Genomic DNA, 25,964 nt, shown 5'->3' on the forward strand with positions numbered 1-25,964 from the left:
GCGTAAGAGATTGAATCGCTTGATCCTACAAGGATTACTCGTTGGACGCATAAACAGCCAGTTCGTAATCTGACGGCCAGATAAGCCTCCGCCCTCGCCATGACCGTCAGCCTCCCCCTTGTCCACCCGCAGATCAGGCCTCGCCCGTCCATCCGGCATCGGCCAGCCGGCCGCTGCGCCCGCTGCCCCGCCTCTGCGCTCTGCCACCGCCGTTGCCACTGCTGCCGGGCCTCGCGACCTCGATCGCGTTGGCCGGTGCCTCGATGCTGCTCGGCAGCCGGCCCGGCATCGATCTCGCGAAGAAGCGGCTGCTCCGCCTCGGCGTCGTGCTCTACGGCTTGCGCCTCACGGTCCAGGACATCGACCATGTGGGCCATGCGGGCGTCCTGGTCGACGCGGCGATGCTGGGCTCGACCTTCCTCATCGCCTGCTGGCTGGGCCGTCGCTGGCTGGGTCTGGATGAGAAGACCTCGATGCTGATCGGCATCGGCAGCGCGATCTGCGGCGCCGCCGCGGTGGTGGCCGCCGAGCCGGTCGTCCGCGCCCGCGCCGAACAGGTCACAGTCGCGGTCGCCACGGTGGTCGTCTTCGGAACGATCGCGATCTTCGTCTACCCGCCGATTCACGCGGCGTTCGCTTCTGCCGGATGGGCACTTGCGAGCCCTGCGCATTTCGGCCTCTTCATCGGATCGACCGTCCATGAGGTCGCCCAGGTCGTCGCCATCGGCGGCAGCATCGGGGACGCCGCCGCGGACACGGCAGTCATCACCAAGATGGTCCGCGTGATGATGCTTGCGCCCTTCCTGCTCGGCCTGGCCGCATGGCGGTCGCGCGATCAGGGCGGCATGCGCTCCGGACACGCCGGGCACGACGGGCACCCTCCCCTGACCCGCGAGATGGTCCCGTGGTTCGCACTCGGCTTCGTCGCGGTCGTGCTCCTCAATTCGCTCGGCGTCGTGCCGGACGCGGCGCGACCGTTGCTCAACACGGCCGACACGATGCTCCTGGCCACCGCGATGGCGGCGCTCGGGATCTCGACGCGCGCAGGCGCCCTCCGGCAGGCGGGCGTCAAGCCGCTGGTACTCGGACTCGCGCTGTCCGGCTGGCTGACGATCGGCGGCGCGGCCGTCAACGCCGCGCTGATCCGGGTCATGCATTGACCGGACGCGCGGGGTTCAACCGGTGATTCGCGGGTCAGCCTTTCCCGATCGTGAGCACCTGCCCCACGTCACGGCGATGCAGGGCGCAGTCCGCGAGATACGCAGCCACCGAACGTTTCGATGCCGTCTCGAACGACGTCCACCGATCGCTCTTGTCGACCAAGGGAACCTCCTCCGGATCGTCGGTCAGGCCAGGCGGCCGGAGGATGGTCCACGTCGCGCCGGACGCCTTGATCACGGCCTCCGCCGCCGCATGATCCGCATAGGCATCCTTGAGACTGGTCATGCGCAGCACCGCGCGAAACAGCAGCGCATGCTTGGGAAGGTCGTCACCGACACCGAAGGCGCTGAGGTAGATCAGGTGCTGCCGTCCTCCGGCGATCGCGGCCACCGTCGCGGCGGCGGCCCGCTGAAGCAGATCCGGCGGCGATACGCGGGCCGCAAACAGGCTCTTGCTGCGGCGCCGTTGGCCGAGGCAGGAGATGACCGCATCGCAGTCGGCGAGGGCCTGCCGGAGAAATGCCGGACTGGTCACCTCCCCCACCCGTTCGACGACGTCTCCGTGTCCCGTCGCGTCCTGGCTTGAACGTCGAACCACACGCACGACCTGCGCGCCATCGCGGAGCAGGCGCTCCACCACCAGACGCCCTGTGGAGCCCGATGCCCCGATCACCGCGACTTTCATGCGCGACGCCAACCCACTGCTCATGCCACTGTCCTCAGGAACAAAATGTTCGTGGAAGTTAGCATCCGGTCCATCGAGGCCGCAAGAACGCATCAGAAGGTGCGTCACGCACATCGAGGTGCGTAAACAGCCTTGGCCCGTCCAGGAGTCAATGATGAAGAAGGAAACGAGTGCCGCCCCTCCCACCCCGGTCGAGGAGTGTCGAGGTCTGGCGCAGATCATCGATCGCGTCGGGGACAAGTGGACCGTGATGGTCGTCGGCCACCTGTCCAGCGGCACCTTGAGGTTCAACGAATTGATGCGATGCATCCCGGGCATCTCGCACCGGATGCTCACACTCACCTTGCGCGCGCTGGAGCGGGACGGACTGGTCGACCGCACCAGCTATCCGACCAGTCCACCGCGCGTGGACTACGCGCTCACCGCGCTCGGTCAGTCGCTCACCGAGCCGCTGCGGCTGCTGGCGGTATGGGCCTCGGATCGGCGCGAGGACATCGCCGCGGCCCAGCGCGCGTACGACGCCAGACTCAAGGGCTGAGTTCCGGGGCCGAGGCCGGCACGGAAGCCGGGGCCGGCTCGGCGGTCACCGTCGGTCCCGAGGCCGCCTGCGGCCCCGCCTTCGCCGCCTCGGCCTTTCTCGCCCACTGCGCCAGCTCCGCCGACAGGCTCTGCATCGACAGCGCCGGTCTCACCTGCTCGAAGAACACCGCCACCAGCAGCGACAGCATCGCGATCGCGACCGCGCCCTTCACCGGCTGCGCCAGGTTGTTGGGTTCGAGCTTCTCCGCCGTCTTCGACAGGATGCCGAAGCCCAGGTCGATCAGCATCAGCACCAGCAGCGCCGGCGCGGCGATCTTGACCATCAGCTCCAGGTAGTGCCCCGTCTGCACGCGGACGAAGTCCTCCAGGATCGTCGACCACGCCGGCGACAGGCTGCCGATCGGCCACCAGTGGAAGGAGTCGAACAGGATGCCCGTGAGCATCAGCATCCCGCCCAGCAGGTAGAAGCCGCTGATCGCCAGCTGCGACAGCAGGTTGCCCACCGGCGTGCTCTGCTCGCCGCTGAGCGGGTTGGTCTGCTGGACGTTGTTGTAGCCGGCCTGGTTGTCGATCAGCACGCCGACCCCCTCCGCCACCCAGAACACCGTCGACGCGGCGAAGCCCAGCACCACGCCGATCAGCGCCTCCTTGGCGATCGTGGCCACCAGCTGGACCATGTCCATGCCGTGCACCAGCCCCGCCGGCTGGCCCCACGCGATGAACAGCGCCAGGCAGATGCACACGCCGTTGCGGATCGGGCCCTGCAGCACCTGGTCCGTGGTCGCCGGCAGCACCAGGAACACCGCGTAGACGCGCAGCAGGCAGACCGCCAGCAGCATCACGCCGTCCTGCAGCGTCGTGCCGAAACCGATCACGCCCGCGAAGGTGTTGAACATCTCGTTCATGCGCCGGCCTCCGCCCTCGACGCGGCCGCCGCCGCTTCGGTCGCGCGCCGCTGTGCGACGCGGCGCGCGACCGCGGCCTCCTCGCTCTCTTCGTCCTGCGTGTCCTCGGCTTCCTGGTCGATCTCGACGAGGCGCTTGCGGCGCCGCTCCTCGAGCTGCTCGATCTGCTGCTCGGCACGCTGCAGCGCCTGTCTGGCCGCCACCAGCCTGGCCTCGGCCTGGGTCACCTGCGCCACGGCCGCCTGCACGCCCGCCTCGGCCTGCCGGACCAGTTCCTGCAACCCTTCGCGGACGTAGCTCAGCGTGACCGCATCCTGGGGATTGAAGGACACCGACGTGGCCAGCCCGTCGATCTTGGCCGCGCAGGCCTCCTCGTCGGCCACGCAGCCCTGATGGCGCGCCTGCGCCGCCTGGTGGGCCGCCAGCGCGGCGTCGCGCTGCGCGGACTCGGCCTTGACCTGCTGTTCCAGGGGTTCGAGCCGGCGGCGCTTGGCCCACAGCAGCAGCTTGAGCGAACGCAGGTCCTTCATCAGCCGTTCACCAGCGCCTGCAGCTCAGCCACCGTCTGCTCGATCGGCCGCAGGTCCGAGGTGGCCTGGTTCAGGAACTCGCGGATCGCGGCATGCTTGCGCACCGCCTCGTCGGCGAAGGGATCGTTGCCAGGCTTGTACTCGCCCATCTGGATCAGCAGCTCCATCTCGTCGTACTTGGCCATCAGCTTGCGCAGCCCGCCGTTGGCGGCCTGGTGTTCCTTGGGCACGATCTGCGACATCACCCGGCTCAGGCTGCCCAGCACGTCGATCGCCGGGTACTGGTTGCGCGCCGCGATCTTGCGCGACAGGATCAAGTGGCCGTCCAGGATGCCGCGCACCTCCTCGGCGATCGGGTCGCTGCCGCTGTCATCCTCGGCCAGCACCGTGTAGAGCGCGGTGATCGACCCCTTCGCGCCCATGCCGGTGCGCTCCAGCAGCCGCGGGATCTCCGCGAACACCGACGGCGGATAACCGCGCCGCGCCGGCGATTCACCCGCCGCCAGGCCGATCTCGCGCTGCGCGCGGGCGAAGCGGGTCAGCGAGTCCATCATCAGCAGCACCCGCAGCCCGCGGTCGCGGAAGTACTCGGCGACCGCCGTCGCGACATGCGCCGCCTTGGCGCGCTCGATCGAGGAGCGGTCCGAGGTCGCGCACACCACCACCGAGCGGGCCATCCCCTCCTTGCCCATGATGATCTCGATGAACTCGCGCACCTCGCGGCCGCGTTCGCCGATCAGCGCGATGACGCTGATGTCGCACTGCGTGCCGCGCGCGAGCATGCCCATCAAGGTGCTCTTGCCGACGCCCGCCGGCGCGAAGATGCCCATCCGCTGGCCCTCGCCCAGCGTGATCATCCCGTCGATGATCTTCACCCCGGTCGGCAGCGGATGCTCGATCATCTCCCGGTCCATCGGACTGGGCGGCATCGCGAAGACCGGTCGCCGTTCCTCGCAGACGATTGGCGGACCGCCGTCCACCGGCTGCCCGAGGCTGTCGATCACGCGCCCCAGCAGCTCGTCGCCGACGGCGATGCTCTGGATCTCGCCGAGCCCGACGACCTGCGTCTGGCCCGCCGCCACGCCCAGGATGGAGCCGAACGGCGACAGGATGGTCTGGCCGTTGGAGAAGCCGATCACCTCCGCCACCTGCAGCAGCCCGCCGTTGGCGTCGAGCAGGTGGCACATCTCGCCGAGCTTGGCCGACAGCCCGCTCGCGCGCACCAGCGTGCCGATCACCTCGACGACCTTGCCGGTGCGGTTCAGTGTCTCGGCGCCGGCGAGCTCGAGCTCCATCCAGCGACCCAGATCGTCCAGGTTCAGCGGTGCGAGGCGGTCAGGAGCGTTCATCGGGGGCAGTCTCTGCAGGAAGCACTGGGGATGAACTCGGAATGAGCCGGGGGAGTGAGCCGGGGAGTGAGCCAGGGATGAACGACGGTCGGCGCCCGGTCAGCTCTCGGCGACGGCACGCTTCACGGCGCGCGACATCGCGGACCGCAACGCGTCGAGCTGCGTCTTCAGGCTGGCGTCGACGACGCCCATGTCGGATTCGAAGAGGCAGCTGCCGGCGGGCAGCGCCGGATCGACGATGACCTCGACGGACAGTCCGGCCGATTGAAGTTCGGGCACCGCGGCGATGCCGTCTCGCGCGGCGTCGAAGTCGGCGCTGCTGACCTTCAGCGTCAGCGCCGTCGCCGAGCGCGACAGCGCCTGCACGCTGCGCAGCGCGCGCTGGTACAGCGCGGCCCGGCCCTCGGTCTGCACGATGCGCTCCACGGCGCTCGTCACGACCTCGGCCATGCGTTCATGCAGCCCGCGCACGGCATCGGCCTGGTCGACCGCGCGGCCGGCCTGACGCTCGTGCCAAGCGACCGCGGCTTGGCGTTCGCCCTCGGCGTGGCCCGCCTCGCAGGCAGCGTCGATCTGGGCCTGCGCGTCACGCAGCAGCGCCTCCGCCCGCGCCTGCGCGTCGGCCACGATGCGCTCCGCTTCCGCCTGCGCCTGCGCGAGCAGCGCCTCGGCACGGGCGGTCGCCGTCTGGCGGATCTCGTCCTCGTGCCGCAGCAGCGTCACCTCGCCGGCGCGCAGGATGCCGTGCGGCGCGCCCGCGGCAACGCCCTCGTCGGCGTGCGTCGATGTCTTCCACCAGATCAGCATGGCCACTCCACCTCGGCTTCCGCCAGGGCCGCGATCGACACGGCCACGTTCCGTTCCGCCGCGACCGGCGTGGCGGCCAGCACCTCATCCACCGCCGCGCGCGGCAGCGACCAGCGCACCATCTGCCGCACCGGGGCGTCGTCCGGGGTCAGCGCCGCGGACCAGTCCGAGAAGCCGACGCAGGCCCATTGCACCGGTGTCCATGCGGCCTGCTCGGCCTCGACCGGCCGGCCGCGCGCGCTCATCGCCACCAGCGGCGCGAAGTTGTCGCCGAGCGCGCGTTGCAAGGGCGCGCGCACGGCGCGGTCGATGCAGCAGCGCAGCACGCCGGGACGGCGCGCCAGCGCCAGCGTGCACAGCCGCTGCAGCAGTTCGCCGCGCGGCAGCAGGCCGAGCCGCGGCAGCGGGTCGGCGAAGCGCCCCAGCGCGGGCAGGCCGCCTTCCGGCGCCATGCGGTCGCGCCACAGCCGAGGCCACAGCGCCGCGGCGTTCTCGGGCGGCAGCGCCTCCAGGAAGCGCCACGGGCCGAGCAACTCGTCCTGCCAGCTCGCGTCCAGGTCGTCGACCAGACCGCGCAGCTTGCCGTCGAAGCTGACGGCCCAGGCGGCGAGCTGATCGGGCGCGGCCATCGTCATGCGCCGGCTTCGGCCACCGGCACCGCGGCCGCCCCCGGCGCGAGCCGTCGGGACAGCGCCTGCGGCAGCAGACCGGGCTTCTTCCAGGCGATCACGCCGATGGCGCCGCCGGCCAGCAGCAGCACCGCCAGCAGCCCGCCGGCGACCCAGGCCCAGGTGGCGTCGGCCACCGCGTGCCGCGGCGAGGTCGGCAGCATCGCGCCCGGCACCAGCGTCACGGTCACGTTCTCGTAGGTGAGGCCTTCCACGCTGCGCGCCACCATGCTCTTGATGGACGGCGCCAGCTGCGGCACGTCGATCTCCGGCCGGTACTTGACGAACACCGACGCACTGGACGGCTTCACCGTCGTCGCCATCGGGTCGTTGTTGGGCAGCACGATGTGCACCTTGGCCACGATCACGCCGTCGATCTTGGACAGCGTGCTGGAGAGCTCCTGCGACACGCCGTGGATGAAGCGCACCCGCTCCTCCGTCGGCGTGGAGATCAGCCCTTCCTTCTTGAACATGTCGCCCAGCGACACGTACTTGTCCGACGGCAGGCCGTTGGCGCGCAGGATGTCCAGCGCGTTGACCACCTCCTGCTCGTCGACGGCGACGTTCCAGGTCTTGCCCCCGTCGCCGCTCTTCTTCTCCGCTTCCACGCCGCGCTGCAGCAGCGCCGCGACCATGTCGTTGGCCTCGGCCTCGGTGCGCTTGGTGTAGAGGTCGGTCTTGCATCCGGCCAGCAGCGTGATCAGCAGCACCAGTGCCAGCATGTACAGCACGTGCCACGAGGCCCGCGACCGGCCGCCCGCATGCGCGCGCGGATCTGCAAGAGGATGGGCGCTCATGTCACTGGTTCTTCATCAGCGTCTGCAGGCCGTTCTTGCTGCTCTGCGCGACCGAGGTGCAAGCCGAGAACTGCAGGCCCTGCGTGGCCACCTGCAGGTTCAGCTCCATCGAGCGCGCGGTCAGCTCCTGCAGGTTCATGTTGGGGGCGTCGGCGACGTAGCGCTGCATGTCCGAGGTCACCTGGCGCGACGCGTCGTCCAGCGTGTGAAGCGTCTTGGTCATCGTCGAGTCCGTATGGCCGATCGCGTTCGCATGTGCCGCCGCCGGATCGGGCTGCGGCTCGCGCGCCATCAGCTGCTCGAATTTCTGCGTCTGCGCCTGGAGGTCGGGCGTCGGCGTCGCCGCCTGCCGGATCATCTCGTGAGCGGAAATGGCCTGGATGGGATCGGTCATGGCTGCTCCTCAGGCCCGCATGTAGGCCATCTGCGAGAGGTCGATCGTCAGCGCCGGCGGCGTGGTCGAACCGGACTCGTCGTCGGTGCCTTCCGAAGCCGCGGCGTCCTCTTCCGGATGCAGCAGCGAGCGCACCATGTCCAGCGCCTCGGCATTGGTGGAGGTGTGCAGCACGTCCTCGGCGGTCGCGCGCCATCCGGCGTCGCCAGTGGCGAACTGGCAGTAGGCGAGGAAGGCCTTCGCCGTCGACCATTCCGGTGCGGTGGCGTCGAGGTTGCGCAGCGTGCGCATCGCGTCGGCCCAGTGACCGCGTTTCATCGCGATCCAGGCCTCGAAGAAGTCCAGCTGGGACACCTTGGGGCGCAGCAGGCGCACGGCGCCCAGCAGCGTCTCGGCGTCGTCCAGCAGCTCGCGGTCCACCGCCAGGCTCACCAGGCCGACCAGGCCGGAGACGAAATCTTTGCGTTGCAACGAGGAATCGATCATGTCTGCTCCATGGCTGTGTCCAGCACGGCCGGTCTCAGGAAAGCATTGGGGCTCGGAGTTGAAGGATGCTCGGTAACCCATGGCGGACGGGGCCCCGACTGGGGATGCGGCGCTAGGCGCAGACCGGAGCCATAGCAGCGCTATGGCGAGGATCTGCAACGACGCGCCGCGCCCCAGCCGGGGCCCCGGCGGCCGTGGGTTAGCCGCGCTTGAGGGTCTTTTCCAGGTCAGCCATGCTGTACTTGTTGTCGCCCTGCTGGTCGAACTTGCCTTGAGAGGTCTGCAGCGCGACGTCCGTGCCCTTGTTGAGCGCGGTGTCGTTCACGAACTTCTGGGCGGCCTGTTGCAGCTCGAACGACGGCAGGATGCCGTTGGGCATCTGCTTGCCCTGGGCGACGTCCTTCATCGTGTCCAGGTCGAAGGTCTTGCCGTCCTTGGACAGCGCGTCGAAGTTGTTCTTCAACGTCGAGATCGTCGAGTGCTGGTCGGCGTTCAGACCCTGCTTCTGGATGGAAGCGGTCAGGTCGCCGATGCCGATCTTGTCGTCGCCGCCCTTGTGCTTCAGGGCCAGACCCATCTTGCCGAGCGCGTTGTCACGGTCGGCCGTGTCCAGCTCGCCCATCTTCTTCTCGCCGGCTTCGCTGCGCAGGAACTTCGCGGCCTGCTGGAATTCAGGCGTGAAGTCCTGGGGACGCATGCCCTTGGGGCAGATGCCGTTGGCGGCGTCGTCCAGTTCCTTGCCGCTGATCATCTTCATGCCGGAGTCCGACATGGCCTTGAACAGCGCGCGTTCCGCACGATTGCCGTCCATCGGACCGGTCTCGCCCTGCGGGCTGATCGATCCGCCCAGCGGGGCCGCGCCGCCGCCGGCACCGGCGCCGACCAGCGAGCCGGCCGCGCCCAGCGCATTGCCCAGGCCGCCGATGGCCTGGCTCAGGCCGCCCAGCAGCTGCTGGGCGCCAGCGCCCTGCCCACCCAGACCGCCCAGACCGTTCGCGGCCTGGCCCAGACCGCCGAGGGCCTGGTTCAGTCCGTTGAGGCCCTGCGACAGGCCGCCCAGTGCGCCCAGCGCGCCGGCGAGCGGGCCGCCCTGGCCGCCCTGCAGCGCGTTCAGGCCTTGCGTCAGGCCGCCGAGCGCCTGACCCAGGCCGCCCAGGCTCTGGCCGATGCCGCCCAGGGCTTGGCCCAGGCCGCCCAGCGGCGAATTCTGTGCTTGACCCAGCTGACCGATGGCCTGGCCGATGGCCTGCCCGGCGCCGCTCATCGCGGCCTGGATCGGGTTCTGCATCAGCTGCTCCAGCGGCCGCAGCAGCTGGGTCAGGCCTTGCAGACCTTGTTGAAGTCCTTGCAGCGCCTGCTGGATGCCGGCCAGGGGGCTCTGTGCCCCTTGCAGCATGTTCAGCGGCGATTGCAGCAGTTGTTGAATGCTCATGTATGTCGCTCCGACAGAGGTTGGATGCGGTGACGCGTCGTGCGCGCAGCGCGGGTCACACCAGTCCCTTGACGCTATCGCCGCCGGCCTTGAACTTCTTGCCCAGCGCTTCCGACATGGCGGCCTGCTGGCTCATGCGGCCCATCTCCAGGTTGTTGGCGATGGTCTGCTTGCTTTGAGCCTTGAGCTCGTCCATGAACATCCGCGACGACGCGGAGGCTTCGGCCGACTGGGACTGAACCAGGGGCGCTCCCGGGAAGGTTGCGGACATGGGGTTCTCCTTGCGGGGCACGGAGCGGCCGCGACGGACCTTGGCAGGCCCGAAGCGGCCGCCGCGGCGTCAGACCAGGCCTTTGACGCTGTCGCCGGAAGCCTTGAACTTCTTGCCCAGCGCTTCCGACATGGAAGCCTGTTGGCTCATGCGGCCCATTTCCAGGTTGTTCTTCATCTGCTCGGCGTTCTGGGCGCGCATTTCGCCCATCATCTGGTTCATGTCAGCCGACGAACCAGCGCCTTGGGTGCTCACGTTGTTTGCCATGGTTTCTCTCCTGTTGAATCCGGAAGCTCGCTTCCGGAATGAAAGTGCACGAGGCACCGTTTGCCCGTGGGACGAACCCTTCGTCCCATCGGATCCTGGGATCGACCGCCTCGCGTCCTGCGAGCCGGTCGACGTCAATGGGGATGTGTCACTGCAGCGTGGCGGCGTACTCGAGCACGCCGTTCGCGGCCTGTCGCACGTTGTGGTCGGCGCTCGTCGCCAGCACCTCGTCGAGCACGCCCTTCCAGCGCGCATCGCGCGCCAGCAGGAAGGCCGTGGCCAGCGCCACCTTCGCGCCCTCGTCCTGCGGGTGGTCCTCGACGTGCTGCACGAGCGTGGCCGACGCGTACTCGGCGTCGCCGCCGATGCTGTGCGCGATGGCGCGGCAGATGCGGAACGGCGACGGATCGGCCATCGTCAGCTCCACCGCCGCGCTCACCACCGCGGCGTCGTCGCGGGCGCGGTACACCGCACCCAGCAGCCCCACCGCCATGAGGTTGCGGTAGACCAGCGGGTAGCTTGCGGTCGCGCCGGCGGCGTCGGACGTCGAGGCATCAATGGGCAACGCGGACATACGGGAGCTCCTTGTGCGGTCAGGCCGGCAGCGACGCGGTGTGGATGGTTTCCCACACGTGACGGACGATGCGCTGCGAGGCGCGGAAGCCCTCGATCAGCTGCGAGCTCAGCTGGCGCTCGGCATCGGGCAGCGGCGTCTGCATGTGCGCCTCGGTGCTCTGCGCGACCTGGTCGAAGTAGCTCAGCATCGCGCGGGTGCGCTCACCGCTGAGGTCGTCGGTCAGGGTCTTCTCGATGTGCGCGAGATCCGCGAACACGGTCTGTTCCAAGGGGTTGTCCATCACGGTTCTCCGGTGGGGGATGAGGAAGACGGATCCCCGGCGGCGGCGGTGCCGTCGTCCACGGGAGTCCGGAGCGAAAGGTGCTTGGTGCCGTCGGCCGTCTGCACGTACTGCAGGCCGTCGTCGCCGGCCAGCATCGAGCCGACGCGCACGCGCGCGGTGGGGAGCGTCTGCTCGACGGCGACGTCGATGCGGCGCACCAGCGGGCCGATGTCGGCGGCGATGCGCCGGACCTCGTCCTGCAGTTCGGCGGGATCGAGCGCCTGGCCTTCGACGGCGAAGACGCCCTGGCCGCGGTGGACCACGCGCACGCCGGGCCGGTTCAGCGCGTCGCCGATCTGGCGGACGATGTCGCCGGCCGAGGCGTAGCGGTGCAGGAGCTGGCCCTCGCCGAACGGCTGCAGCGCGGCACGGGCACGGGCCATCTCGGCGCTGCCGGGCAGCAGGCCCTCGACCAGCAGCCGGCGGTCGACGCGGCGCACGGTGAGGCCCTCGACGCCGGCCTGGCGCAAGGCCACCAGGACCTGTTCCATCGGGCTGACCGGCGGCGCGGTCGACGCCGCGGTCTGCGTGCTGAGCACCGACGCGAGTCCGGCGATCAGGGCCGCGGCCGCGACCAGCGCGCTCAGCTTCAGGCCGAGTGCCGCCTTCGTCTGCGGGGCCGCGTCGGCCACCGCGGCGGCGGTGGCCTTGATCTTGGCGACGGGCCGCATCAACGCGTCCATCAGCGCCATGTCGCTGGGCCAGGCCGCGGCATCGGGGCCGGCGCACAGCACGATGTCGCCGAAGCGCCGCGGCAGGAAGTCCTCCAGCAGGCCCTGCGGATTCGCGGGCGTTCCGTCGTCGGCGATGAGGTGGAGCGCGGGAGACACGTCGGAGCCTTCTTCCTCGAACGTCAAAATCAGCGGAGCGTGGGCCCAGTCGCTGATCTGGAGGTCGGCGTCCTCATCGCTGGCGATGCGGTACTGCCGACGGGTCAACCGTAGCTGGACCCCGGCATGCAAGCCTGTGAGGATGCGAAGCTGCTTCATGGTTTGCGAATCCCGAACTTCTTTGTCGCTTCGTGGTGGATCGACAGGGGCGTCGCGGCTCAGCCGCCGCCGCTGCCCTGCAGGAAGGAATCGGTCGGCGGCGCCGATGCGCGGGACGGCCCGTTCAACGCCGGTTGCGATGGCGCCTGCGCCGGCAATGGCGAACCCGGCGACGAGCCCGATGCCGACGGGGCTTGCGGCCCGCGGCCGTCCGCCGTCATCGCCACCGCGCCCGACGTCGCGGCGCCATACGGCCCCGCCGGGAACGTCGGCTCGCGGATGATCCGCGGCGAGATCAGGAACAGCCGTTCGGTCTGCCCGGCGCTCTCGTTGGTATGTCGGAACAGCCCGCCGAGCAGCGGCACGCGGCCGAGCACCGGCACCTCGTCGCGCTGCGAGGACTGGCTGGTCGTGGTGATGCCGCCGATGAGCAGGCTCTCGCCTTCGCCCACATGGGCCTCGGTCATGATCTCGGTGCGCTTGACGATGGGCACCGTGTCGACGACGCGGTCCTCGAAGCTGCCGTCCTCGATGTAGAGCGACAGCTTGATGCGGCGCGACACGCCGCCGTTGTCGGGCACCGAGGTGATCTGCGGCGTGACCTGCAGCAGCGTGCCGGCCTCGACCTGGAAGAGGTTGGCCTCGAGGTTGCCGGCGACCTTGACGGTGACGACGCGTTTCTCGCGCATGACCGCGGGCCGGTTGGCCACGCCCAGCACCTTCGGCTTGGCGATCACGCGGGCCTTGCCGCGCGCGCTGAGCGCGTCGATGCGCGCCATCAGTTCGCGGCCGGCGTTGGACCACAGCGTGCTCAGCGTGAAGGTGCCGGGGTTGCTGCCCGGCGGCTGCGTGACGCCGAAGCTGCCCTTGCTGCCGCGCACGCTCCAGTCGATGCCCAGCGAATCGATGCTGTCGCTGCTGACGTCGATGATGGTGGCCTCGAGCTCGACGAGCACCGGCTGCACGTCCAAGCGGCGGATCAGCTCGACGTACTCGTCCATGCGCTGCGGCCGGCCGTGGATGATGACGGTGTTGGTGCCCTCGTCGGCCTGGAAGATCGGCGGCGCGTCGTCGTCGACGGGGCTCTGCAGGCCGCGCGCGCTGCCCTGCGGGGCGGCACCCGACCCGGGCTTGGCCGACTGGCCGGCCGTGACCTGCGACGGCTTGCGCGCGACGATGTCGGCGAGCCGCGTGTCGCGGCCCATGACGCCTTGCAGCGCGGTGAGCTTGCCCGGATGGATCTCGCCCGCGGACGCCGGGGTATCCTCGTCGCCCTGCGCGCCGCTGTTGGTGCCGCTGTAGAGCGAGGTCAGCACCGAGGCGACGCCGCGGATGCGCGTCTGTCCGAAGACGCGATCGCCGGCGGAGGCGAAGCGCAGCGGCACCACGCGCACCGACTTGCGGTTGCGCTCCATCGCGCCGACGTCGAGCGACTCGACCGCGGCGGCGATCAGCTCGACGTGACGCGGCGGGCCGTAGACCAGCAGCGTGCTCTCGGCCGCGTTGAAGCGCAGCGGGAAGCGCGCGTCGCCGAGCTGCAGCGAATCCAGCAGGTCGGTGACCTGCTCGCGACGGAAGCCCTTGAGCCGGAAGAGCCGGCTCTGCACCGCGCCCGCCGGATAGAAGTACAACGCGGTGCCGTCGTGGTACCAGATGACGCCGTAGGCCCGGTTCATCGAATCGAGGAACTTGTCGGGCGTGGTGTCGAAGTTGGCCTGCACCATGCCGTCGATGCCTTCGGCGAGCACGGCCGGCAGGCCCTGGCTCGCGGCGAAGTCGAGCAGCACCTCGTTCACGCGCTTGCCTTCGGCCTTGTAGACGAAACGCGGGCTGCGCCATTGACGCGAGACGTTCTTCGTCGGCACGCGGTCCGACCTGACGACCTTCGCCGCCGGTGGCGTCGACGAAGTCGGCGATGTCGCCGATCCGGCCGGCGTCGACGTCGACGTCGGTGCAGTCTGCGTCAAGGTCCTGGCCGGCGGTGCCGCCAGCGGCGCGGCGATCGGACTCACGCCGGATCCTGCAGCAGCACTGGCGCCCGGTGTCGACGACGGCGACGGCGACGGGGCGGACTCACCGACACGCGCCGACCAGCTGAGCGGCGCCGCGGCGCACAGCATCAGCGCAACCGGCAGGCGGCCGACCCGCATCGCGCGGCCCGGGGAACGAAGACGACGGGACATGAAGTTCACAGCGCGGGATGTCGATCGGCTTACTCGTCGTCCTGCATGGACGCCTTGATCTGGTCCGACACCTTGGTCATGGACTTGCTCATCGCCTGCTGACCCTGCTGCATGTTCATCATCATTCGCTGCGCCATCATCGATTCCATCTGCTGCATGTCGGTCGGCCCGGTGGCGGCGGCAGGCGTGGACGGGGCGTTGGCGGCGATGGGAGTGGTCATGGCAGGGCTCCGTGGATGGGATGGAGCGGAACATAGGGACCGGACGCCGGGCAGCATTGAGACCATGCGAAGGCGATGCGCGCCATGCGAAGGTGAGCGGCCAATGCCGCCTGCAGAGGCCGGGGCGTTGGATCTCGACAACTACCTCTGAAGAGTGGATTCGTTCGGTCGTCGCGCGCTTCGCGTCGCGCAGCACCGCCCTCTCCATCAAGACCTAGCGTCGCGCCCTCGCAGTCATCGATGGAGCGCCACATGAACGATCGTTCGTTCGTTTCCTTCCTCCGCACGTTCGTCGTGACGACCCTTGTCGTCCACGCGGCGGGCGCGATGGCGCAATCGATCGGCGCCACCAGCGTGGCCAGCGCCGCCAGCTTCAGCACCGCGAACGAGCGACCCGTGGAACAGGTGAGCCGCTATCGCTGCACGCTGATCGACGGCAGCACGCGACTGCTCATCGAAGATCCCCGCGAACGCCATCCCGGCCTCGCGGAAGACTGCACCGTGGTGCGCGTCGCCGTCGCACCGCTGCGCCCCGGTGCCGCGGACGACACGCCCCCTGGGTCGGCTTCGCCGCCCGTCTCATCCAGGGCCCGGGCGGCATGGCACCGGACCTGACCTCCTTCCTCCGCGAGGCCACACGGCCGATGCCGCCCGAGATGGCCGAGATGGTGCGCACCGCCAGCAATCGCCATCGTCTGGATCCGGCGCTGGTGTCGGCGCTGATCTTCGTCGAGTCGCGTTATCGCGCCGACGCCCGCTCGCCCAAGGGCGCGATGGGCCTGATGCAGCTGATGCCGGCGACCGCCGCGCGTTACGGCGTGTACACGCGCGCCGACCTGCTCGACCCGCGCGTGAACGTCGACATCGGCGTGCGGCATCTGCGCGCGCTGCATGACCGCTACGACGGTCGCGTGGACCTGATCCTCGCCGCCTACAACGCCGGCGAAGGCGCCGTCCAGCGCTTCGGCCAGCGCGTTCCACCCTTCCCCGAAACCGAAGACTACGTTCGCCGGATCACGACTTTGGCTGGCGTGCCTGAAACCGCTTTCACCCCCTGAACGAGGGGTCATAAATGAAAATGAATGTTCCGTAAAGGACATGAAATGCCGGCGTTGGCGACAGTGCGTCCGTCCTCCGGTTTTCAAGGTCCACGTGAAAGTCGCCACCCTCTGCCCTTCCCGTTCGCTGGAACACTTCGCCGCAGCCGCGCTGCGCGATGCCGGCTACGACCCCACCCCCCACACCCACCTGAGTTCGTTGATCTCGGCGTTGCGCACGCCAGGCGCCGACGCGGTGCTGCTGGAGGACCATGACACCCACATCGACGGCTGGCTGGCCGCGCTGCGCCTGCACGCGGGACGCGGCGTGCCGATCGTCGTGCTCGGACTGGGCGACTCGGTGGGCATCTCACGGGCGCTGCAGCGCGGTGCCGATGACTACGCGGTCATCTCGGACGGTGCCGGCCCGCTGATCCATCGGCTGCGCGCGCGCATCCAGACGCGCACCGACGGCGTGCGCGCCACGTCGCTGCGCGCGGGACCGTACGCGCTGCACGCGCCGACGCAGAGCCTGTCCACCGGCGTGCGCGAGGTCAGCCTGACGGCGCGTGAATTCGCGCTGGCGTGGACGCTGTTCGAGAACCTCGGCCGCGTCGTCAGCACGCACACGCTGTCGACCGAGATCTGGGGCCGCTCCAGCGACATCGGCAAACGCACGCTCGAGCAGCACGTGTACAAGCTGCGGCTCAAGCTGAACCCGGGCGGCCCGCGGTCGCGCGCGCGCACCATGGACGGCACGCCGGTGCCGCGCATCCAGACGGTGTACGGCGTGGGTTACCGACTCGACGTGTGAGAGGGAAGGCTTGGCCGCGGACTGCCGCGGCCGCCGGCCCTCACCCCTGCCCTCTCTCCGGTCCTCTCTCCCGCCCGCGCCTGCAAGCGGACAGGGCGCAGGAGGCAGCGATCAGGGCTGCGCGCGTTGCGCCGCGGTCCGCTGCGCGGCATTGCGGCTGCGCACCGTGTCGTTGAGCTGATACGACGCGACCGTCAGCGCGAGCAGCGTGCCGCCCACCAGACCGGCGACCAGCGCGTGCACGCCCGCCTGCGCGGCCTGCCGCTGGTCGGTGCTGACGCCGGGCTGGGTCAGCGTCGATTGCAGCGCCTGCACGACGCCCAGCGCGATGAGGCCCGGCACCATCGTGTTGAAGACGCGCGCATCGGCGCGCTCCGCCTGACGGCCCAGCTCGTTGCGGGTGAACGGGTTGCGCAAGTCGACATGCAGATGCCGCACGTGGGACGGATCGGTCTGCTGCATCCGGCGCGCCGAGGCGGTGTCGACCAGATGGTCCTCGACCGAGGATGTCAGCATGTTGCCCACGCCCGCGATGGCACCCGCACCGACGGCCAGGCCCCGCGCGGCCTGCCAGGCGGGCTGACCACCCAGCGTGCGCTGCATCAGCAGTTGCGCGCCCATGTCGATGGCCGCGGCAGCGGCACCGAAGGTGCCACGCATGGCGCCCGTGACATCGGCCGGGCGCAGGTTGCGCCCTTCCGGCGGCTGCGCGACGTTGCGGTCGCCGTTGCCGACGTGCACCGTGTTGATCGCGGGGCGGAGCGCCTCGCGGAACTGCGCCTGCAGATGCGCGACCACCTGGATCGCGGCGGCGGACTGCGCCACGCCCGCCAGCGCCGGGTGGCTGCGGGAGGCGATCGTCAGCGCCAGCGCGGCGAAGTCGCCGCCGGCGATGCCGGCCGACTGCACGCCTTGCCACAGGCGGCGCGGCAGGTTGTTATCCCGCTGCGCGACGTCGCCGCTGAACGCCTGGTTGGCCACCTGCGCGCTGCTTTCGCTGTGGATCTGCGAGACCACGCGCCGGCCCAGCGAGTAGGCCGTCAACGCGGTCTGCGCCGCCAGCGCGACGTCCGGGTGCGAGACCACGGCGCGCGCGAGCTCGGGCGCGATGACGCCCTGCACCACCGTCCGCACGGCTGCCACCGGCACCGCGTGGCGCACGTTCTGCGCCACGAAGAACGACAACGCGCCGGCCTCGCGCGGCGCGTGGCCATGACCGGTCGCCGCAGCGGTTGCGGGCCCCGTCGTGGTGGGCGCCACGGCAGTGGGTGCCACTGTGGTCGGCGCCACTGTGGTCGGCGCCACTGTAGTTGCCGGCATTGTGGTTGCCGACACTGTGACGGTCGGAACCGTGACGGCTGGAACTGCGGTGGTCGGGACTGTGGCAACCGGCACCGTGGGCGTCGGGACTGGGGACGCCGGGCGTGTCGATGGCGTCGTGGTCGGCGTGGCGTCTCCGCTGGCTGCCGCCGGTCGGCGCAGTTGCTCGAGCGGGCGCCGCGGCGCGAGCGCCGCATCGGTGCCCCGCGAGGGTCCGGGGTCGGAGTTGCGCCGAGCGTTCAGGCCGCCGAGTTCGGACGACATCCGGCGCGGCGGCGTCGCGCCGCCCTGCGAAGCACCTGGAGAGGCCGGCGACGTGGGCGTCGTCGGCGCACGCTGCAGCCGGTCGAGTTCGATGGCGCCGGCGTTGGTCGACAAGGCGGGCAAGCCGGCGGGCGGCGTCGTGATCGTCATGGGAGCGGTCCTGCAAAGAGCTGCCGCCACTCTCGACAGCCCGCATGACCCAACCGTGACGGTGGGAGCCGTGCGGAACGTGGTCCCGCCCGACCGCTTCGCACGGGCGCGAGCCGCTTCGCACGCCCCGGGGACCCCGGCCGTCCGCACGCGTCCCGGTCGATTCAGCCGCTCGATGCAGCCGCCGCCCTCAGCCGATCGTCCCGATCGTCCCGATCGCTCGCGCTGGCCGCGCCAGCCGCGTCAGCCGCCCCGGCCGCCGAACGACGCCGCGACCCCCGCCGTCCGCGCCAGCGCGGCGACCATCGCGCGCGGCTCGTCCCAGCGGTTGCCCTCGTCCTGCAGTCGCGCCATCGAGAAGCCGTCCAGCCGCGCGCGCATCCGATGCACCAGGCTGCCCCACGGCGGCAAGGGATCCGCCCGGATCGGCGAGTACGCCTGCCCCGCATACCCCGTCAGGCGCGCCGCGTCCTGATCGCGCCCCTCCTCGAACGCCAGCCAGGCGAAGACCGGCAGCAGCCGGTCGAAGGCATCGCTCTCGCACTCGCCCGGGCTGTCGGCCGGCCCCTCGCTCCGGCTGTCGCGATAGAGGCCGCGCGACGGCTTCGGCGTGACGATGCCGGTCAGCACGTCCCGTGCGTCCTCGGTGCATCCCTCGGCCAGAAGCACCGCGGCCAGGCACCCCAGCACGCGCTGGAGGAACTCGCCGTTGGCGGTGTTGATGCCGCTCGCGCGACTGGCACCGTCCTCCCACTGGCGCACCAGCGCCGCGGATCGCAACGGCTGGCCATGTCCGACCTGAAGCTCCATCAGCCGGTGCAGATCGTCCAGCACCCATCGGGACGCGCCGATCTCCTGCGCCAGCTGCAGCGAGGCGCACATCGCCTCGTCGGCTTCGGCCGCCTGACCCTCGACGCGCCACACATGCGCCCGCGCCGCCAGCCCCCACAGTTTCAGGCGCGCCGCATGCGCCCCCTCGCAGCGGCCCGCCAGCGCGACAAGCTCGCCCATCGCGTAACGCATCGCGGCCTGGCTCAGTTCGCGGTCCTCGACGACCTGGCGGCACAGCGCCAGGTAACGCAGGGCCGGATCGTCCGCCGTCCGCGACACCGTGACGCCGCGCCGGTACCAGATCGCGGCGCGCTTGGGATCGTGCGGCGCGAGCAGGCCCGCGTGATCGATGCAGTAGCGCGCCAGCACCGCCGGTGGCAGCTCCGCCGGCAGCTCGGCCTCGTAGGCGGCGTGCCGCCACGCGGTCTCCTGGGCCAGCTGCAGCAGCTCGAACAAGGCCCTCGAATGCGCGAGCAGTCCGAGCCCCCGCACCGGCTCGTGCTCCAGGCACCAGTCGAGCGCGGCCCGCACGTTGCCGAGCTCGGGCGAGAACTCCGCGATCCAGCGCGCGTCCGGCATCATCTGCAGCGCCCGCTCCGCACGGTCGAACAGCTGGCTCATCGCGCGGGCATGCTGGCACCGCGCGATGTCGACCTCGCCGGTTTCCTCGAGCAGCAGCAGCCCGTAGGCGCGGATGCCGTCGAAGAGCCGGTAGCGCGGGCGATCCTCCGCGTCGACCTGGACCAGCGAATGGTCCACCAGGCCCTCCAGCGCCTCCGCCACGGTCCACGCGTCGAGCTGCCGGTCCGACAAGGCGGCCGTCGCCATCTCCAGCGTGAAACCGCCCTCGAACGGCTCGAGCCTGCGCAGCACCAGCTGCTCCACGTCGTCGAGCAGCGCGAGGCTCGCATCCATGCAGGCCCGCAGCGACTGATGCCGGCGCGGCCCCGCCTGCGTGCCGCGGGTCAGCAGCCGATAGCGGTCGCTGAGGCGCTCGCACAGCTGGTCGATGCCGAACATCGCCAGCCGCCCCGCCGCCAGCTGCAGCGCCAGCGGAATGCCGTCCAGCCGGCGGCACAGCGCCGTCACCTGGGCCACGTTGTGCAGGCCGAGCGCGAAGGGCTGACCCAACGCCCGCACCTGGTCGACGAACAGCGCGACGCTGCCGTGCATCAGCGACTCGTCCACGCCCGCGCCGGCCGGCGGCACCGACAGCGGCGGCGTGCGCAGCACGCGCTCGCCCGGCACGCGCAGCACCTTGCGGCTGGTCACCATCAGCGCGACGTCCTCGGTGTTCTCGAGCACCGCGTGACAGAAGGTGGCCGCACGGGCGCCGGCGATCTCCGCGTTGTCCAGCACCAGCAGCAGCGACATCGGCCGCAACAGCGCCAGCAGGGTCTGCAGGTCGGTGCCGGGATCCAGCCCGAGCGCACTCGCGACCGCGGGCAGCGGATCCGACGGATCGTCCCCGCTCAGCAGGTCCACCCACACGGCACCGTCGCGGGCCGCCTGGCGGCGTTCATGCGCGCAGGCCAGCGCGAGCGTCGACTTGCCGACACCCGGCGCGCCGACGACGGTCACCAGCCGATGTCGCACCAGGCGGCTCAGCAGCGCCTGCAGGTCGGCGCCGCGACCGTGCATCGCGACCGGCACCGACGGCAGCGCCCGCGGACGGACGATGGGGGACGGCGGTTCGACCGGCCGGTCGGTCGAGTCGAGCGACGTGTCCTCGTCCTGCCGCAACGGCAGCGCGAACCGGTACCCCTGCCCGGCGACCGTGGCGATGGCTTCGCGACCCAGCGCGCGCCGCAACGCCGACACGTGCACGGCGGCGTTGTTCTCTTCCACGGCCTGCCCTGGCCAGACCCGGTTCAACAGCTCGTTCTTGGACACCACCGCACCGCGATGCGCGACCAGCACGCCCAGCAGATCCAGCTGCCGGCCGCTGAGCGGCACGGGCACGCCCTCCGACAGGAGGACGCGCGAGGCCATGTCAAGCACGAACCCTTCGAAGCGAAAACGACTCGTCACTTCAGCTTGCCCTTCATGGCTGTCACCGACGGCAGGACCCTGCACGCCGTACGCCATCGCACCCCGGAAATCCTCGCCGTCTGCGAGGAAGGGGTCACGAAAGTGGGCGCGAGTTTAAGGGTGCGTCATGACAACGTCCAGGGAACTCGGGACGTACCCGAAGGGGTCAGGCCTTGACAGCGCTGACTGTCGCGCACATGTCCGCGGCGTGACGATCGAGGCCGCAAAAGGCGTGCGGATTCCCGCACAGCTGTCAGGAGGATGTCAGAGCGCTGCCACGCAGAACGGCCGGGATCTGCGTGTTCATGGGGCATCCGGGCGATCGCGTGCGCAGACATGGTGCGACTTTGGTCATGTCAGCGACGGGCGCCCAGGTCGTAGTTCCAGCGCAACTCACGACCTGCGGGAATGTCCTCCGACGCGCGGAACGCGTGGATGCGCGCGGTCCAGCCATGACGCAGACGGACAGGGAACGACTCGCCGCGCACGTTGTAGCCACTGGTCGGATGACCGTCCGGCCGCCCTTGCGCATCGAAGAGAAACAAGGTGTTCATCAGCGACAGCAGGTTCTCGCCATTGACGGCCACCTGACCGATCGGATCGGAGGCCGACATCAGGTAGCGGTCGTCGTCCAGCAGGAACAGGTCGACCTCGTCGAGCAGCTGGCCGCCGTACACGCCGAGGCAGGTGCCTGCCGCGATGTCGTGACGCGCGAAGAGCCCGCGCTGCCCGATGAGCGCGGCCTCCTGCGGCGAGCGCAGGTCCGCGGCCTCGATGCGACGGGGCTCCAGCAGCCGCAGCGCCTGCGCGGCGCGGGTGCGTCGACCGATGCCGGCGTCGGTGTAGGGGGCGACGTCCGCGAACGCCTCCGCGCGATCCAGCACGTCCACCACGTGGACGACGCCGTGATCGGCATCGCGGAACGGCGGGTCGCCAGCGGACTCGGCGGCGTACTCGCGACGCGCCACGCGCTCGCGATGGCGCAGCCGCACCTGCGCGAGCAGCGCGAGCCAGCGCTCGGTGCCGTAGGACATCAGCGCGAGCTGGCGCGCGCGCTCGTCGGTCGGCGTGGCCGCCTCGTCCGTGGGCATCAACGCCAGCACGCGGTGCTGGCAGTCGAGCACGTGGGTCATGTGCGCGCGGCGCCGCTGCGGCGAATCCGGCATCGTATCGATGCGACGGTAGCCGTCCCACAGCCAGCGGTCCACGTCCGCGCGGTCGTGCGGCCGTACCGTATCGATGAGCACCTCGTCCATGGGGCCTCCGGAGGATGGAGGACCGAGTCTGGTCCTCCCTCCGCCGAAGACCCCGTCGCAGGCGAAGCGAACGCCTCGCCCGCGAAGCGCGCTTACTGCGTCTTCGCCGCCGAGACCAGCCGATCCATCGCCTGCGCCGGCGTGATCGAGTCGCTGTTCCAGAACTGGCTGACCACGTCCTTCATCGCGCCCTCCGCCGATGCCCGGACCGCCATGCCATGGGCGATCGACGGCAGCAGCGTGTTGGCCTTGCCGGCTTCCGCGAAGTCCGCGGCCGAGGCCTTGGCGCAGTCGTCGTACTTGGCGAGGCTGACGCCCTTGCGCACCGGGATCGAGCCCTTCTCGAGGTTGAAGGATTCCTGCACTGCCGGCGACAGGATGGCCGAGGCCATGTCGCGCTGGGCCTGCTGGTTCGCGTCGCCCTTGACCTTGAACATCGCGAACGAGTCGACGTTGAAGGTATAGGACTTGGCCGTGCCCGGCGCGGGCACGCACAGGAAGTCCTTGCCCGCGGTCTTGCCGGCGGCCAGGAACTCGCCCTTGGCCCAGTCGCCCATGATCTGCATGGCGGCCTCGCCCTTCATGACCATCGCGGTGGCGAGGTTCCAGTCGCGGCCCGGCGCGTTGCGGTCGGTGTAGGCCTTCAGGCGGCGGAAGGTCGTCAGCGACTTCTCCATCGTCGGGCTCTTCAGGCTGGCGGGGTCGAGCTGGATCAGCGCCTTGCGGTAGAACTCCGGCCCGCCGGTGCCCAGCACCACGGTCTCGAAGGTGGTGAAGTCCTGCCACGACTGGCCGCCGTGGGCCAGCGGCGTGACGCCGGCCTTCTTCAGCGCGTCGGCCGCGACGAAGAACTCGTCCCAGGTGGTCGGCGGCTTGACGCCGGCCTTGCGCATCACCTCGGGGTTGATCCACAGCCAGTTGACGCGGTGCACATTGACCGGCACCGCGATGTAGTGGCCCTTGTACTTGACGATGTTGCTGATCACCGGCAGCAGCAGGTCGTCCCAGTGCTCGGCCTTGGCGACGTCGTCGATGTTGGCGAGCATGCCCTCGGCCGCCCAGTCCTGCAGCAGCGGGCCCTTGATCTGCGCGGCGGTGGGCGCGTTGCCCGAGATCGCCCGGGACTTCAGCACCGTCATCGCCGCGTCGCCGGCGCCGCCGGCCACGGCGAAGTCCTTCCACTTGTGGCCCTTGGCCTGCAGCTGGTCCTTCAGGCCGGAGATGGCCTTGGCCTCGCCGCCGCTGGTCCACCAGTGCAGGACTTCCAGGTCGCCCGCGCGGGCCGGTCCGGCCGCGACCGCCAGCGTCGCCATCGCGGCGGCGGCCAGCAGGCCTCGGCGGGTCCACGGGGTGGTCGTTGTCTTCTTGATCGATGTCTTCATCGTTGTCTCCTCTTGTCTCCGGGGATGGAGTGGTTGTCGTTGATCGACGGGATGGAAGGTCAGGCAACCCCTTCCGCTTGAAGCTGGTCGTACAGGCGCGAGACGGTCGCCGCCTCCGGCGGCGTGGCGCCCCGCTGCAGGCAGGCGGCGGACCCGGCCGCCAGCGCCGCATGCAGATGCGCGCGCAGCGGACGGTCCGGGTGCCGGTGCAGGCTGTGAAGCAGCCCCGCGACCGCCGCGTCGCCCGCGCCGACGGTGTCGGCCACGGTGACCGCCGGCGCGCGCGCCATGCAGGCCGCGTCGCCGCGGGACAGGTAGGCCACCCCGCCGCCACGCGTCAGCAGATAGAGCGCGTCGGGATTGAAGGCGCGCAGCCGCGTCATCGCGTCGTCGAGCCCGAGTCCGGGGAACAGGCCGCGCAGATCGTCGTCCGACACCTTGATCACGTCGGCCACCGCGCACATGCGGCGCAGCGTCGGCTCGTAGCCGTGTGCCATCAGGTTGCGGAAGTTGGGGTCGTAGCTGATGGCCACGCCCTGCTCTTTCAAACGCTCGGCCAGCGCGATCAGCCGCGACGCCAACGGCTCGCGCGCCAGGCTGATGCCGCCGAAATGCGCGCGGCGCGCTTCACCGGACCAGCCCTCGGGCAGCGCGTCCGGATCGAAGTGCAGGTCGGCGCTGTCACCACCGACGAAGAAGTAGCGCGGCGGTTCCCCCTGCTCGACGATCGCGAGCAGCGGCGCACGATCGACCTGCTGCAGCAGCCGTGTATCGAGGCCCACCGCCGCGCTGGCGCGCACGAGTTCATCGCCGAACAGGTCGCGGCTCACCGCGCCGGCGAAGGCCGTGCGCGCGCCCAGCGCCGCCAGCGCGCGTGCCACGTTCCAGGTCGAGCCACCGACGCGGCTGATCCATTGGTCGGGCGCCTGCTGCAGCATGTCGGTCAGCGCCTCGCCGATGCACAGCAGTTCGGGCGCATCGGGCATCGCGCCCGTCGCCGTTCCGGACACCACGTCACGCATGGCGGGCTCCCGGATCGACACCCCGCATGCCCACGCCGTCCAGCACGTCGACGATGTCGTAGCACGCGCCCATCGTGTGGTAATCGACCTTGCCCGCCGGACTCTTCTCGTCGCTGTACTTGCGGTTCTCGCCGTCGAGGATCCGATACCACGCGCCGTGCGCGTGATCGACGAAATGCGTCCAGCTGTAGCCCCACAGGCGCTGGTACCAGTCCCAGTAGACGCCGTCCCCGGTCCGCGCGGCCAGACGCGCCGCGGCGGCGGCGCTTTCAGCCTGCACCCAGAAGTACTTGTCCGGATCGCACACGCTCAGGTCCGGCGCCAGGGAGTAGCAGAGCCCGCCGTGCTCGGCATCCCAGCCGCGCCGCACGGCCACGAGGAACAGCCTGCTCGCGGTGGGCAGCACCCAGTCCAGGTCCTGGTCGAGGTGCGCCGCACGCGCTTCCAGCTGGAGCAGCAGCTTGGTCCACTCGGTGAAGTGGCCCGGCTGGTAACCCCACGGGCGGAAGAGATTGGCCGGATCGTCGCGGTTGAACAGCCAGTCCGGCTGCCAGTGCGCGTCGTAGTGCTCCCAGACCAGGCCGCCGCAGCGCTCGGCCTGGCGGCGGGTGATGTTCTGCGCCAGCAGCGCGGCGCGCGCGAGGTAGCGCTGCTCGCCCGTCGCGTCGAAGGCCGCCAGCAGCGCCTCGCACGCATGCATGTTGGCGTTCTGGCCGCGGTACGGCGACAGCTCGTGCCACTGTGGGCTCGCTTCGTCGGCGTAGAGGCCGCCAGCCTCGTCCCAGAAGTGTTCCTCCAGCTGCGCGAAGGTCTCGGCAATCCACGGCCGCGCCTCCTCCACGCCGGCCATGGCCGCATGCGCGTAGGCCAGCAGCACGAAGGCCAGGCCGTAGGCGTGGCGCGTGGCGTCGAGCACCTGCGCCTGGCCGTCACGCCAGTCCAGCAGCCAGGCGTAGCCGCGCAGCGCGTCGTCGTAGTGCGCCTCGCGCAGGAAACGCACGCCGTGGCGCACGCCGTCCAGGTAGGCCGGATCGCCGAAGCGGCGGTAGGCCATCGCATAGGTGAACACGTAGCGTGTGCTGCTCACCAGGTGGCGCTGATGCGCGTCGTAGACGGTGCCGTCGTCCTTGAAGAAGTGGAAGAAGCCGCCGCTCGGATCGATGCAACGCGGGTGGTAGAAGTCCATCGTGTGCCGCGCATGCGCGAGCAGCACGTCGCGGGAACGGAAATCGGGCAGGTCGCCGGTCACGGAGGAAGTTGTCTGTGTCATGCGA

28 protein-coding genes are annotated in these 25,964 nt (G+C 70.3%); 5 read left to right on the forward strand and 23 right to left on the reverse strand.

Annotated features, from left to right (window positions below):
• The first annotated feature begins 263 nt into the window (after window positions 1-263).
• Window positions 264-1,160 carry a YeiH family protein gene (locus tag ACQ86G_RS22295; RefSeq protein WP_431261468.1) on the forward strand — a complete coding sequence of 299 codons (897 nt, stop codon included), beginning with the start codon at window positions 264-266 and terminating at the stop codon, window positions 1,158-1,160.
• Window positions 1,161-1,194: 34 nt separating this feature from the next.
• On the opposite strand, the gene ACQ86G_RS22300 is transcribed toward ACQ86G_RS22295, so the two are convergent.
• Window positions 1,195-1,845 (reverse strand): NAD(P)-dependent oxidoreductase, encoded by a 651-nt coding sequence (locus ACQ86G_RS22300; protein ID WP_431257357.1) that lies wholly within the window; start codon window positions 1,843-1,845, stop codon window positions 1,195-1,197.
• A 154-nt stretch (window positions 1,846-1,999) separates the two neighbouring features.
• Between ACQ86G_RS22300 and ACQ86G_RS22305 the strand changes: the two genes are divergently transcribed.
• Window positions 2,000-2,383: a winged helix-turn-helix transcriptional regulator gene (locus tag ACQ86G_RS22305; protein WP_431257358.1), complete on the forward strand. Its 384-nt coding sequence runs from the start codon at window positions 2,000-2,002 to the stop codon at window positions 2,381-2,383.
• Here the strand turns inward: ACQ86G_RS22305 and sctT are convergent.
• The 16 genes from sctT to ACQ86G_RS22385 form a co-directional block, all read right to left on the reverse strand.
• Window positions 2,373-3,290, reverse strand: coding sequence for a type III secretion system export apparatus subunit SctT (gene sctT, locus ACQ86G_RS22310; protein WP_431257359.1), 918 nt, complete (start codon window positions 3,288-3,290; stop codon window positions 2,373-2,375). The two genes, ACQ86G_RS22305 and sctT, sit on opposite strands and share 11 nt — an antisense overlap.
• Window positions 3,287-3,820, reverse strand: a complete 534-nt coding sequence (locus ACQ86G_RS22315) for a hypothetical protein (RefSeq protein WP_431257360.1) — start codon at window positions 3,818-3,820, stop codon at window positions 3,287-3,289. Before ACQ86G_RS22315 ends, sctT begins: the two co-directional genes overlap by 4 nt.
• Entirely contained in the window at window positions 3,820-5,169 is a 1,350-nt protein-coding gene (sctN, locus tag ACQ86G_RS22320) for a type III secretion system ATPase SctN (protein WP_431257361.1), read from the reverse strand. The genes ACQ86G_RS22315 and sctN overlap by 1 nt, the downstream gene beginning before the upstream one ends.
• Before the next feature lie 99 nt (window positions 5,170-5,268).
• Window positions 5,269-5,976 (reverse strand): type III secretion system stator protein SctL, encoded by a 708-nt coding sequence (sctL, locus tag ACQ86G_RS22325; RefSeq protein WP_431257362.1) that lies wholly within the window; start codon window positions 5,974-5,976, stop codon window positions 5,269-5,271.
• A complete protein-coding gene (locus tag ACQ86G_RS22330; RefSeq protein WP_431257363.1) occupies window positions 5,970-6,611 on the reverse strand; it encodes a type III secretion protein HrpB4 in 642 nt (213 codons plus the stop codon). The genes sctL and ACQ86G_RS22330 overlap by 7 nt, the downstream gene beginning before the upstream one ends.
• Window positions 6,608-7,441 carry a type III secretion system inner membrane ring lipoprotein SctJ gene (gene sctJ / locus ACQ86G_RS22335; protein WP_431257364.1) on the reverse strand — a complete coding sequence of 278 codons (834 nt, stop codon included), beginning with the start codon at window positions 7,439-7,441 and terminating at the stop codon, window positions 6,608-6,610. The genes ACQ86G_RS22330 and sctJ overlap by 4 nt, the downstream gene beginning before the upstream one ends.
• A 1-nt stretch (window position 7,442) precedes the next feature.
• Window positions 7,443-7,835 (reverse strand): hypothetical protein, encoded by a 393-nt coding sequence (locus ACQ86G_RS22340; RefSeq protein WP_431257365.1) that lies wholly within the window; start codon window positions 7,833-7,835, stop codon window positions 7,443-7,445.
• Between the two features lie 9 nt (window positions 7,836-7,844).
• Window positions 7,845-8,321 carry an HrpB1 family type III secretion system apparatus protein gene (locus ACQ86G_RS22345; RefSeq protein WP_431257366.1) on the reverse strand — a complete coding sequence of 159 codons (477 nt, stop codon included), beginning with the start codon at window positions 8,319-8,321 and terminating at the stop codon, window positions 7,845-7,847.
• A gap of 199 nt (window positions 8,322-8,520) precedes the next feature.
• Window positions 8,521-9,753: a hypothetical protein gene (locus ACQ86G_RS22350; protein ID WP_431257367.1), complete on the reverse strand. Its 1,233-nt coding sequence runs from the start codon at window positions 9,751-9,753 to the stop codon at window positions 8,521-8,523.
• Window positions 9,754-9,808: 55 nt separating this feature from the next.
• Window positions 9,809-10,024, reverse strand: a complete 216-nt coding sequence (locus ACQ86G_RS22355) for a hypothetical protein (RefSeq protein ID WP_088404090.1) — start codon at window positions 10,022-10,024, stop codon at window positions 9,809-9,811.
• 69 nt (window positions 10,025-10,093) lie between these two features.
• A complete protein-coding gene (locus ACQ86G_RS22360; RefSeq protein WP_331613472.1) occupies window positions 10,094-10,291 on the reverse strand; it encodes a hypothetical protein in 198 nt (65 codons plus the stop codon).
• Between the two features lie 148 nt (window positions 10,292-10,439).
• Window positions 10,440-10,865, reverse strand: a complete 426-nt coding sequence (locus ACQ86G_RS22365; protein WP_331613473.1) for a hypothetical protein — start codon at window positions 10,863-10,865, stop codon at window positions 10,440-10,442.
• 19 nt (window positions 10,866-10,884) lie between these two features.
• Complete coding sequence (locus ACQ86G_RS22370; protein ID WP_431257368.1) at window positions 10,885-11,148, reverse strand: hypothetical protein; 264 nt, start codon at window positions 11,146-11,148, stop codon at window positions 10,885-10,887.
• On the reverse strand, window positions 11,148-12,179 hold the full coding sequence (locus ACQ86G_RS22375) for a hypothetical protein (protein ID WP_431257369.1): 1,032 nt from the start codon (window positions 12,177-12,179) through the stop codon (window positions 11,148-11,150). Before ACQ86G_RS22375 ends, ACQ86G_RS22370 begins: the two co-directional genes overlap by 1 nt.
• 59 nt (window positions 12,180-12,238) lie before the next feature.
• Window positions 12,239-14,362 carry a type III secretion system outer membrane ring subunit SctC gene (sctC, locus tag ACQ86G_RS22380; RefSeq protein ID WP_431257370.1) on the reverse strand — a complete coding sequence of 708 codons (2,124 nt, stop codon included), beginning with the start codon at window positions 14,360-14,362 and terminating at the stop codon, window positions 12,239-12,241.
• A 29-nt stretch (window positions 14,363-14,391) separates the two neighbouring features.
• Window positions 14,392-14,583, reverse strand: coding sequence for a hypothetical protein (locus ACQ86G_RS22385; protein ID WP_431257371.1), 192 nt, complete (start codon window positions 14,581-14,583; stop codon window positions 14,392-14,394).
• Between the two features lie 252 nt (window positions 14,584-14,835).
• Between ACQ86G_RS22385 and ACQ86G_RS22390 the strand changes: the two genes are divergently transcribed.
• From ACQ86G_RS22390 to ACQ86G_RS22400, 3 genes are all read left to right on the forward strand, one after another.
• A complete protein-coding gene (locus tag ACQ86G_RS22390) occupies window positions 14,836-15,198 on the forward strand; it encodes a hypothetical protein (RefSeq protein WP_431257372.1) in 363 nt (120 codons plus the stop codon).
• Window positions 15,183-15,641 (forward strand): lytic transglycosylase domain-containing protein, encoded by a 459-nt coding sequence (locus ACQ86G_RS22395; protein WP_431257373.1) that lies wholly within the window; start codon window positions 15,183-15,185, stop codon window positions 15,639-15,641. The genes ACQ86G_RS22390 and ACQ86G_RS22395 overlap by 16 nt, the downstream gene beginning before the upstream one ends.
• Window positions 15,642-15,735: 94 nt before the next feature.
• Window positions 15,736-16,434 (forward strand): winged helix-turn-helix domain-containing protein, encoded by a 699-nt coding sequence (locus ACQ86G_RS22400; protein WP_431257374.1) that lies wholly within the window; start codon window positions 15,736-15,738, stop codon window positions 16,432-16,434.
• Window positions 16,435-16,545: 111 nt separating this feature from the next.
• Here ACQ86G_RS22400 and ACQ86G_RS22405 read toward each other — a convergent pair whose 3' ends face one another.
• From ACQ86G_RS22405 to ACQ86G_RS22430, 6 genes are all read right to left on the reverse strand, one after another.
• Window positions 16,546-17,694, reverse strand: a complete 1,149-nt coding sequence (locus tag ACQ86G_RS22405; protein ID WP_431257375.1) for a hypothetical protein — start codon at window positions 17,692-17,694, stop codon at window positions 16,546-16,548.
• A 717-nt stretch (window positions 17,695-18,411) separates the two neighbouring features.
• Window positions 18,412-20,991 carry an ATP-binding protein gene (locus tag ACQ86G_RS22410; RefSeq protein ID WP_431257376.1) on the reverse strand — a complete coding sequence of 860 codons (2,580 nt, stop codon included), beginning with the start codon at window positions 20,989-20,991 and terminating at the stop codon, window positions 18,412-18,414.
• 395 nt (window positions 20,992-21,386) lie between these two features.
• Complete coding sequence (locus tag ACQ86G_RS22415; RefSeq protein ID WP_431257377.1) at window positions 21,387-22,286, reverse strand: hypothetical protein; 900 nt, start codon at window positions 22,284-22,286, stop codon at window positions 21,387-21,389.
• Window positions 22,287-22,378: 92 nt separating this feature from the next.
• A complete protein-coding gene (locus ACQ86G_RS22420; protein WP_431257378.1) occupies window positions 22,379-23,668 on the reverse strand; it encodes an ABC transporter substrate-binding protein in 1,290 nt (429 codons plus the stop codon).
• Window positions 23,669-23,727: 59 nt separating this feature from the next.
• On the reverse strand, window positions 23,728-24,690 hold the full coding sequence (locus tag ACQ86G_RS22425; protein WP_431257379.1) for a carbohydrate kinase family protein: 963 nt from the start codon (window positions 24,688-24,690) through the stop codon (window positions 23,728-23,730).
• Window positions 24,683-25,960 carry an AGE family epimerase/isomerase gene (locus ACQ86G_RS22430; protein WP_431257380.1) on the reverse strand — a complete coding sequence of 426 codons (1,278 nt, stop codon included), beginning with the start codon at window positions 25,958-25,960 and terminating at the stop codon, window positions 24,683-24,685. Before ACQ86G_RS22430 ends, ACQ86G_RS22425 begins: the two co-directional genes overlap by 8 nt.
• Window positions 25,961-25,964 lie beyond the last annotated feature (4 nt).

Source organism: Roseateles chitinivorans (genome assembly GCF_050632145.1).
In the GTDB taxonomy this organism is placed as follows: Bacteria; Pseudomonadota; Gammaproteobacteria; order Burkholderiales; family Burkholderiaceae_C; genus Roseateles; species Roseateles chitinivorans_B.

What these genes read in the sequence shown, in the direction of transcription:
- ACQ86G_RS22420 (WP_431257378.1), bottom strand. Translation starts at nt 23,668, where the DNA reads ATGAAGACATCGATCAAGAAGACAACGACCACCCCGTGGACCCGCCGA.
- ACQ86G_RS22295 (WP_431261468.1), top strand. Translation starts at nt 264, where the DNA reads ATGCTGCTCGGCAGCCGGCCCGGCATCGATCTCGCGAAGAAGCGGCTG.
- ACQ86G_RS22430 (WP_431257380.1), bottom strand. Translation starts at nt 25,960, where the DNA reads ATGACACAGACAACTTCCTCCGTGACCGGCGACCTGCCCGATTTCCGT.
- ACQ86G_RS22350 (WP_431257367.1), bottom strand. Translation starts at nt 9,753, where the DNA reads ATGAGCATTCAACAACTGCTGCAATCGCCGCTGAACATGCTGCAAGGG.
- ACQ86G_RS22390 (WP_431257372.1), top strand. Translation starts at nt 14,836, where the DNA reads ATGAACGATCGTTCGTTCGTTTCCTTCCTCCGCACGTTCGTCGTGACG.
- ACQ86G_RS22315 (WP_431257360.1), bottom strand. Translation starts at nt 3,820, where the DNA reads ATGAAGGACCTGCGTTCGCTCAAGCTGCTGCTGTGGGCCAAGCGCCGC.
- ACQ86G_RS22370 (WP_431257368.1), bottom strand. Translation starts at nt 11,148, where the DNA reads ATGGACAACCCCTTGGAACAGACCGTGTTCGCGGATCTCGCGCACATC.
- ACQ86G_RS22345 (WP_431257366.1), bottom strand. Translation starts at nt 8,321, where the DNA reads ATGATCGATTCCTCGTTGCAACGCAAAGATTTCGTCTCCGGCCTGGTC.
- ACQ86G_RS22360 (WP_331613472.1), bottom strand. Translation starts at nt 10,291, where the DNA reads ATGGCAAACAACGTGAGCACCCAAGGCGCTGGTTCGTCGGCTGACATG.
- ACQ86G_RS22305 (WP_431257358.1), top strand. Translation starts at nt 2,000, where the DNA reads ATGAAGAAGGAAACGAGTGCCGCCCCTCCCACCCCGGTCGAGGAGTGT.
- ACQ86G_RS22365 (WP_331613473.1), bottom strand. Translation starts at nt 10,865, where the DNA reads ATGTCCGCGTTGCCCATTGATGCCTCGACGTCCGACGCCGCCGGCGCG.
- ACQ86G_RS22395 (WP_431257373.1), top strand. Translation starts at nt 15,183, where the DNA reads ATGGCACCGGACCTGACCTCCTTCCTCCGCGAGGCCACACGGCCGATG.
- ACQ86G_RS22355 (WP_088404090.1), bottom strand. Translation starts at nt 10,024, where the DNA reads ATGTCCGCAACCTTCCCGGGAGCGCCCCTGGTTCAGTCCCAGTCGGCC.
- sctC (WP_431257370.1), bottom strand. Translation starts at nt 14,362, where the DNA reads ATGTCCCGTCGTCTTCGTTCCCCGGGCCGCGCGATGCGGGTCGGCCGC.
- ACQ86G_RS22385 (WP_431257371.1), bottom strand. Translation starts at nt 14,583, where the DNA reads ATGACCACTCCCATCGCCGCCAACGCCCCGTCCACGCCTGCCGCCGCC.
- sctJ (WP_431257364.1), bottom strand. Translation starts at nt 7,441, where the DNA reads ATGAGCGCCCATCCTCTTGCAGATCCGCGCGCGCATGCGGGCGGCCGG.
- sctN (WP_431257361.1), bottom strand. Translation starts at nt 5,169, where the DNA reads ATGAACGCTCCTGACCGCCTCGCACCGCTGAACCTGGACGATCTGGGT.
- ACQ86G_RS22410 (WP_431257376.1), bottom strand. Translation starts at nt 20,991, where the DNA reads ATGGCCTCGCGCGTCCTCCTGTCGGAGGGCGTGCCCGTGCCGCTCAGC.
- ACQ86G_RS22300 (WP_431257357.1), bottom strand. Translation starts at nt 1,845, where the DNA reads ATGAAAGTCGCGGTGATCGGGGCATCGGGCTCCACAGGGCGTCTGGTG.
- ACQ86G_RS22415 (WP_431257377.1), bottom strand. Translation starts at nt 22,286, where the DNA reads ATGGACGAGGTGCTCATCGATACGGTACGGCCGCACGACCGCGCGGAC.
- sctT (WP_431257359.1), bottom strand. Translation starts at nt 3,290, where the DNA reads ATGAACGAGATGTTCAACACCTTCGCGGGCGTGATCGGTTTCGGCACG.
- ACQ86G_RS22330 (WP_431257363.1), bottom strand. Translation starts at nt 6,611, where the DNA reads ATGACGATGGCCGCGCCCGATCAGCTCGCCGCCTGGGCCGTCAGCTTC.
- ACQ86G_RS22425 (WP_431257379.1), bottom strand. Translation starts at nt 24,690, where the DNA reads ATGCGTGACGTGGTGTCCGGAACGGCGACGGGCGCGATGCCCGATGCG.
- ACQ86G_RS22375 (WP_431257369.1), bottom strand. Translation starts at nt 12,179, where the DNA reads ATGAAGCAGCTTCGCATCCTCACAGGCTTGCATGCCGGGGTCCAGCTA.
- ACQ86G_RS22340 (WP_431257365.1), bottom strand. Translation starts at nt 7,835, where the DNA reads ATGACCGATCCCATCCAGGCCATTTCCGCTCACGAGATGATCCGGCAG.
- sctL (WP_431257362.1), bottom strand. Translation starts at nt 5,976, where the DNA reads ATGCTGATCTGGTGGAAGACATCGACGCACGCCGACGAGGGCGTTGCC.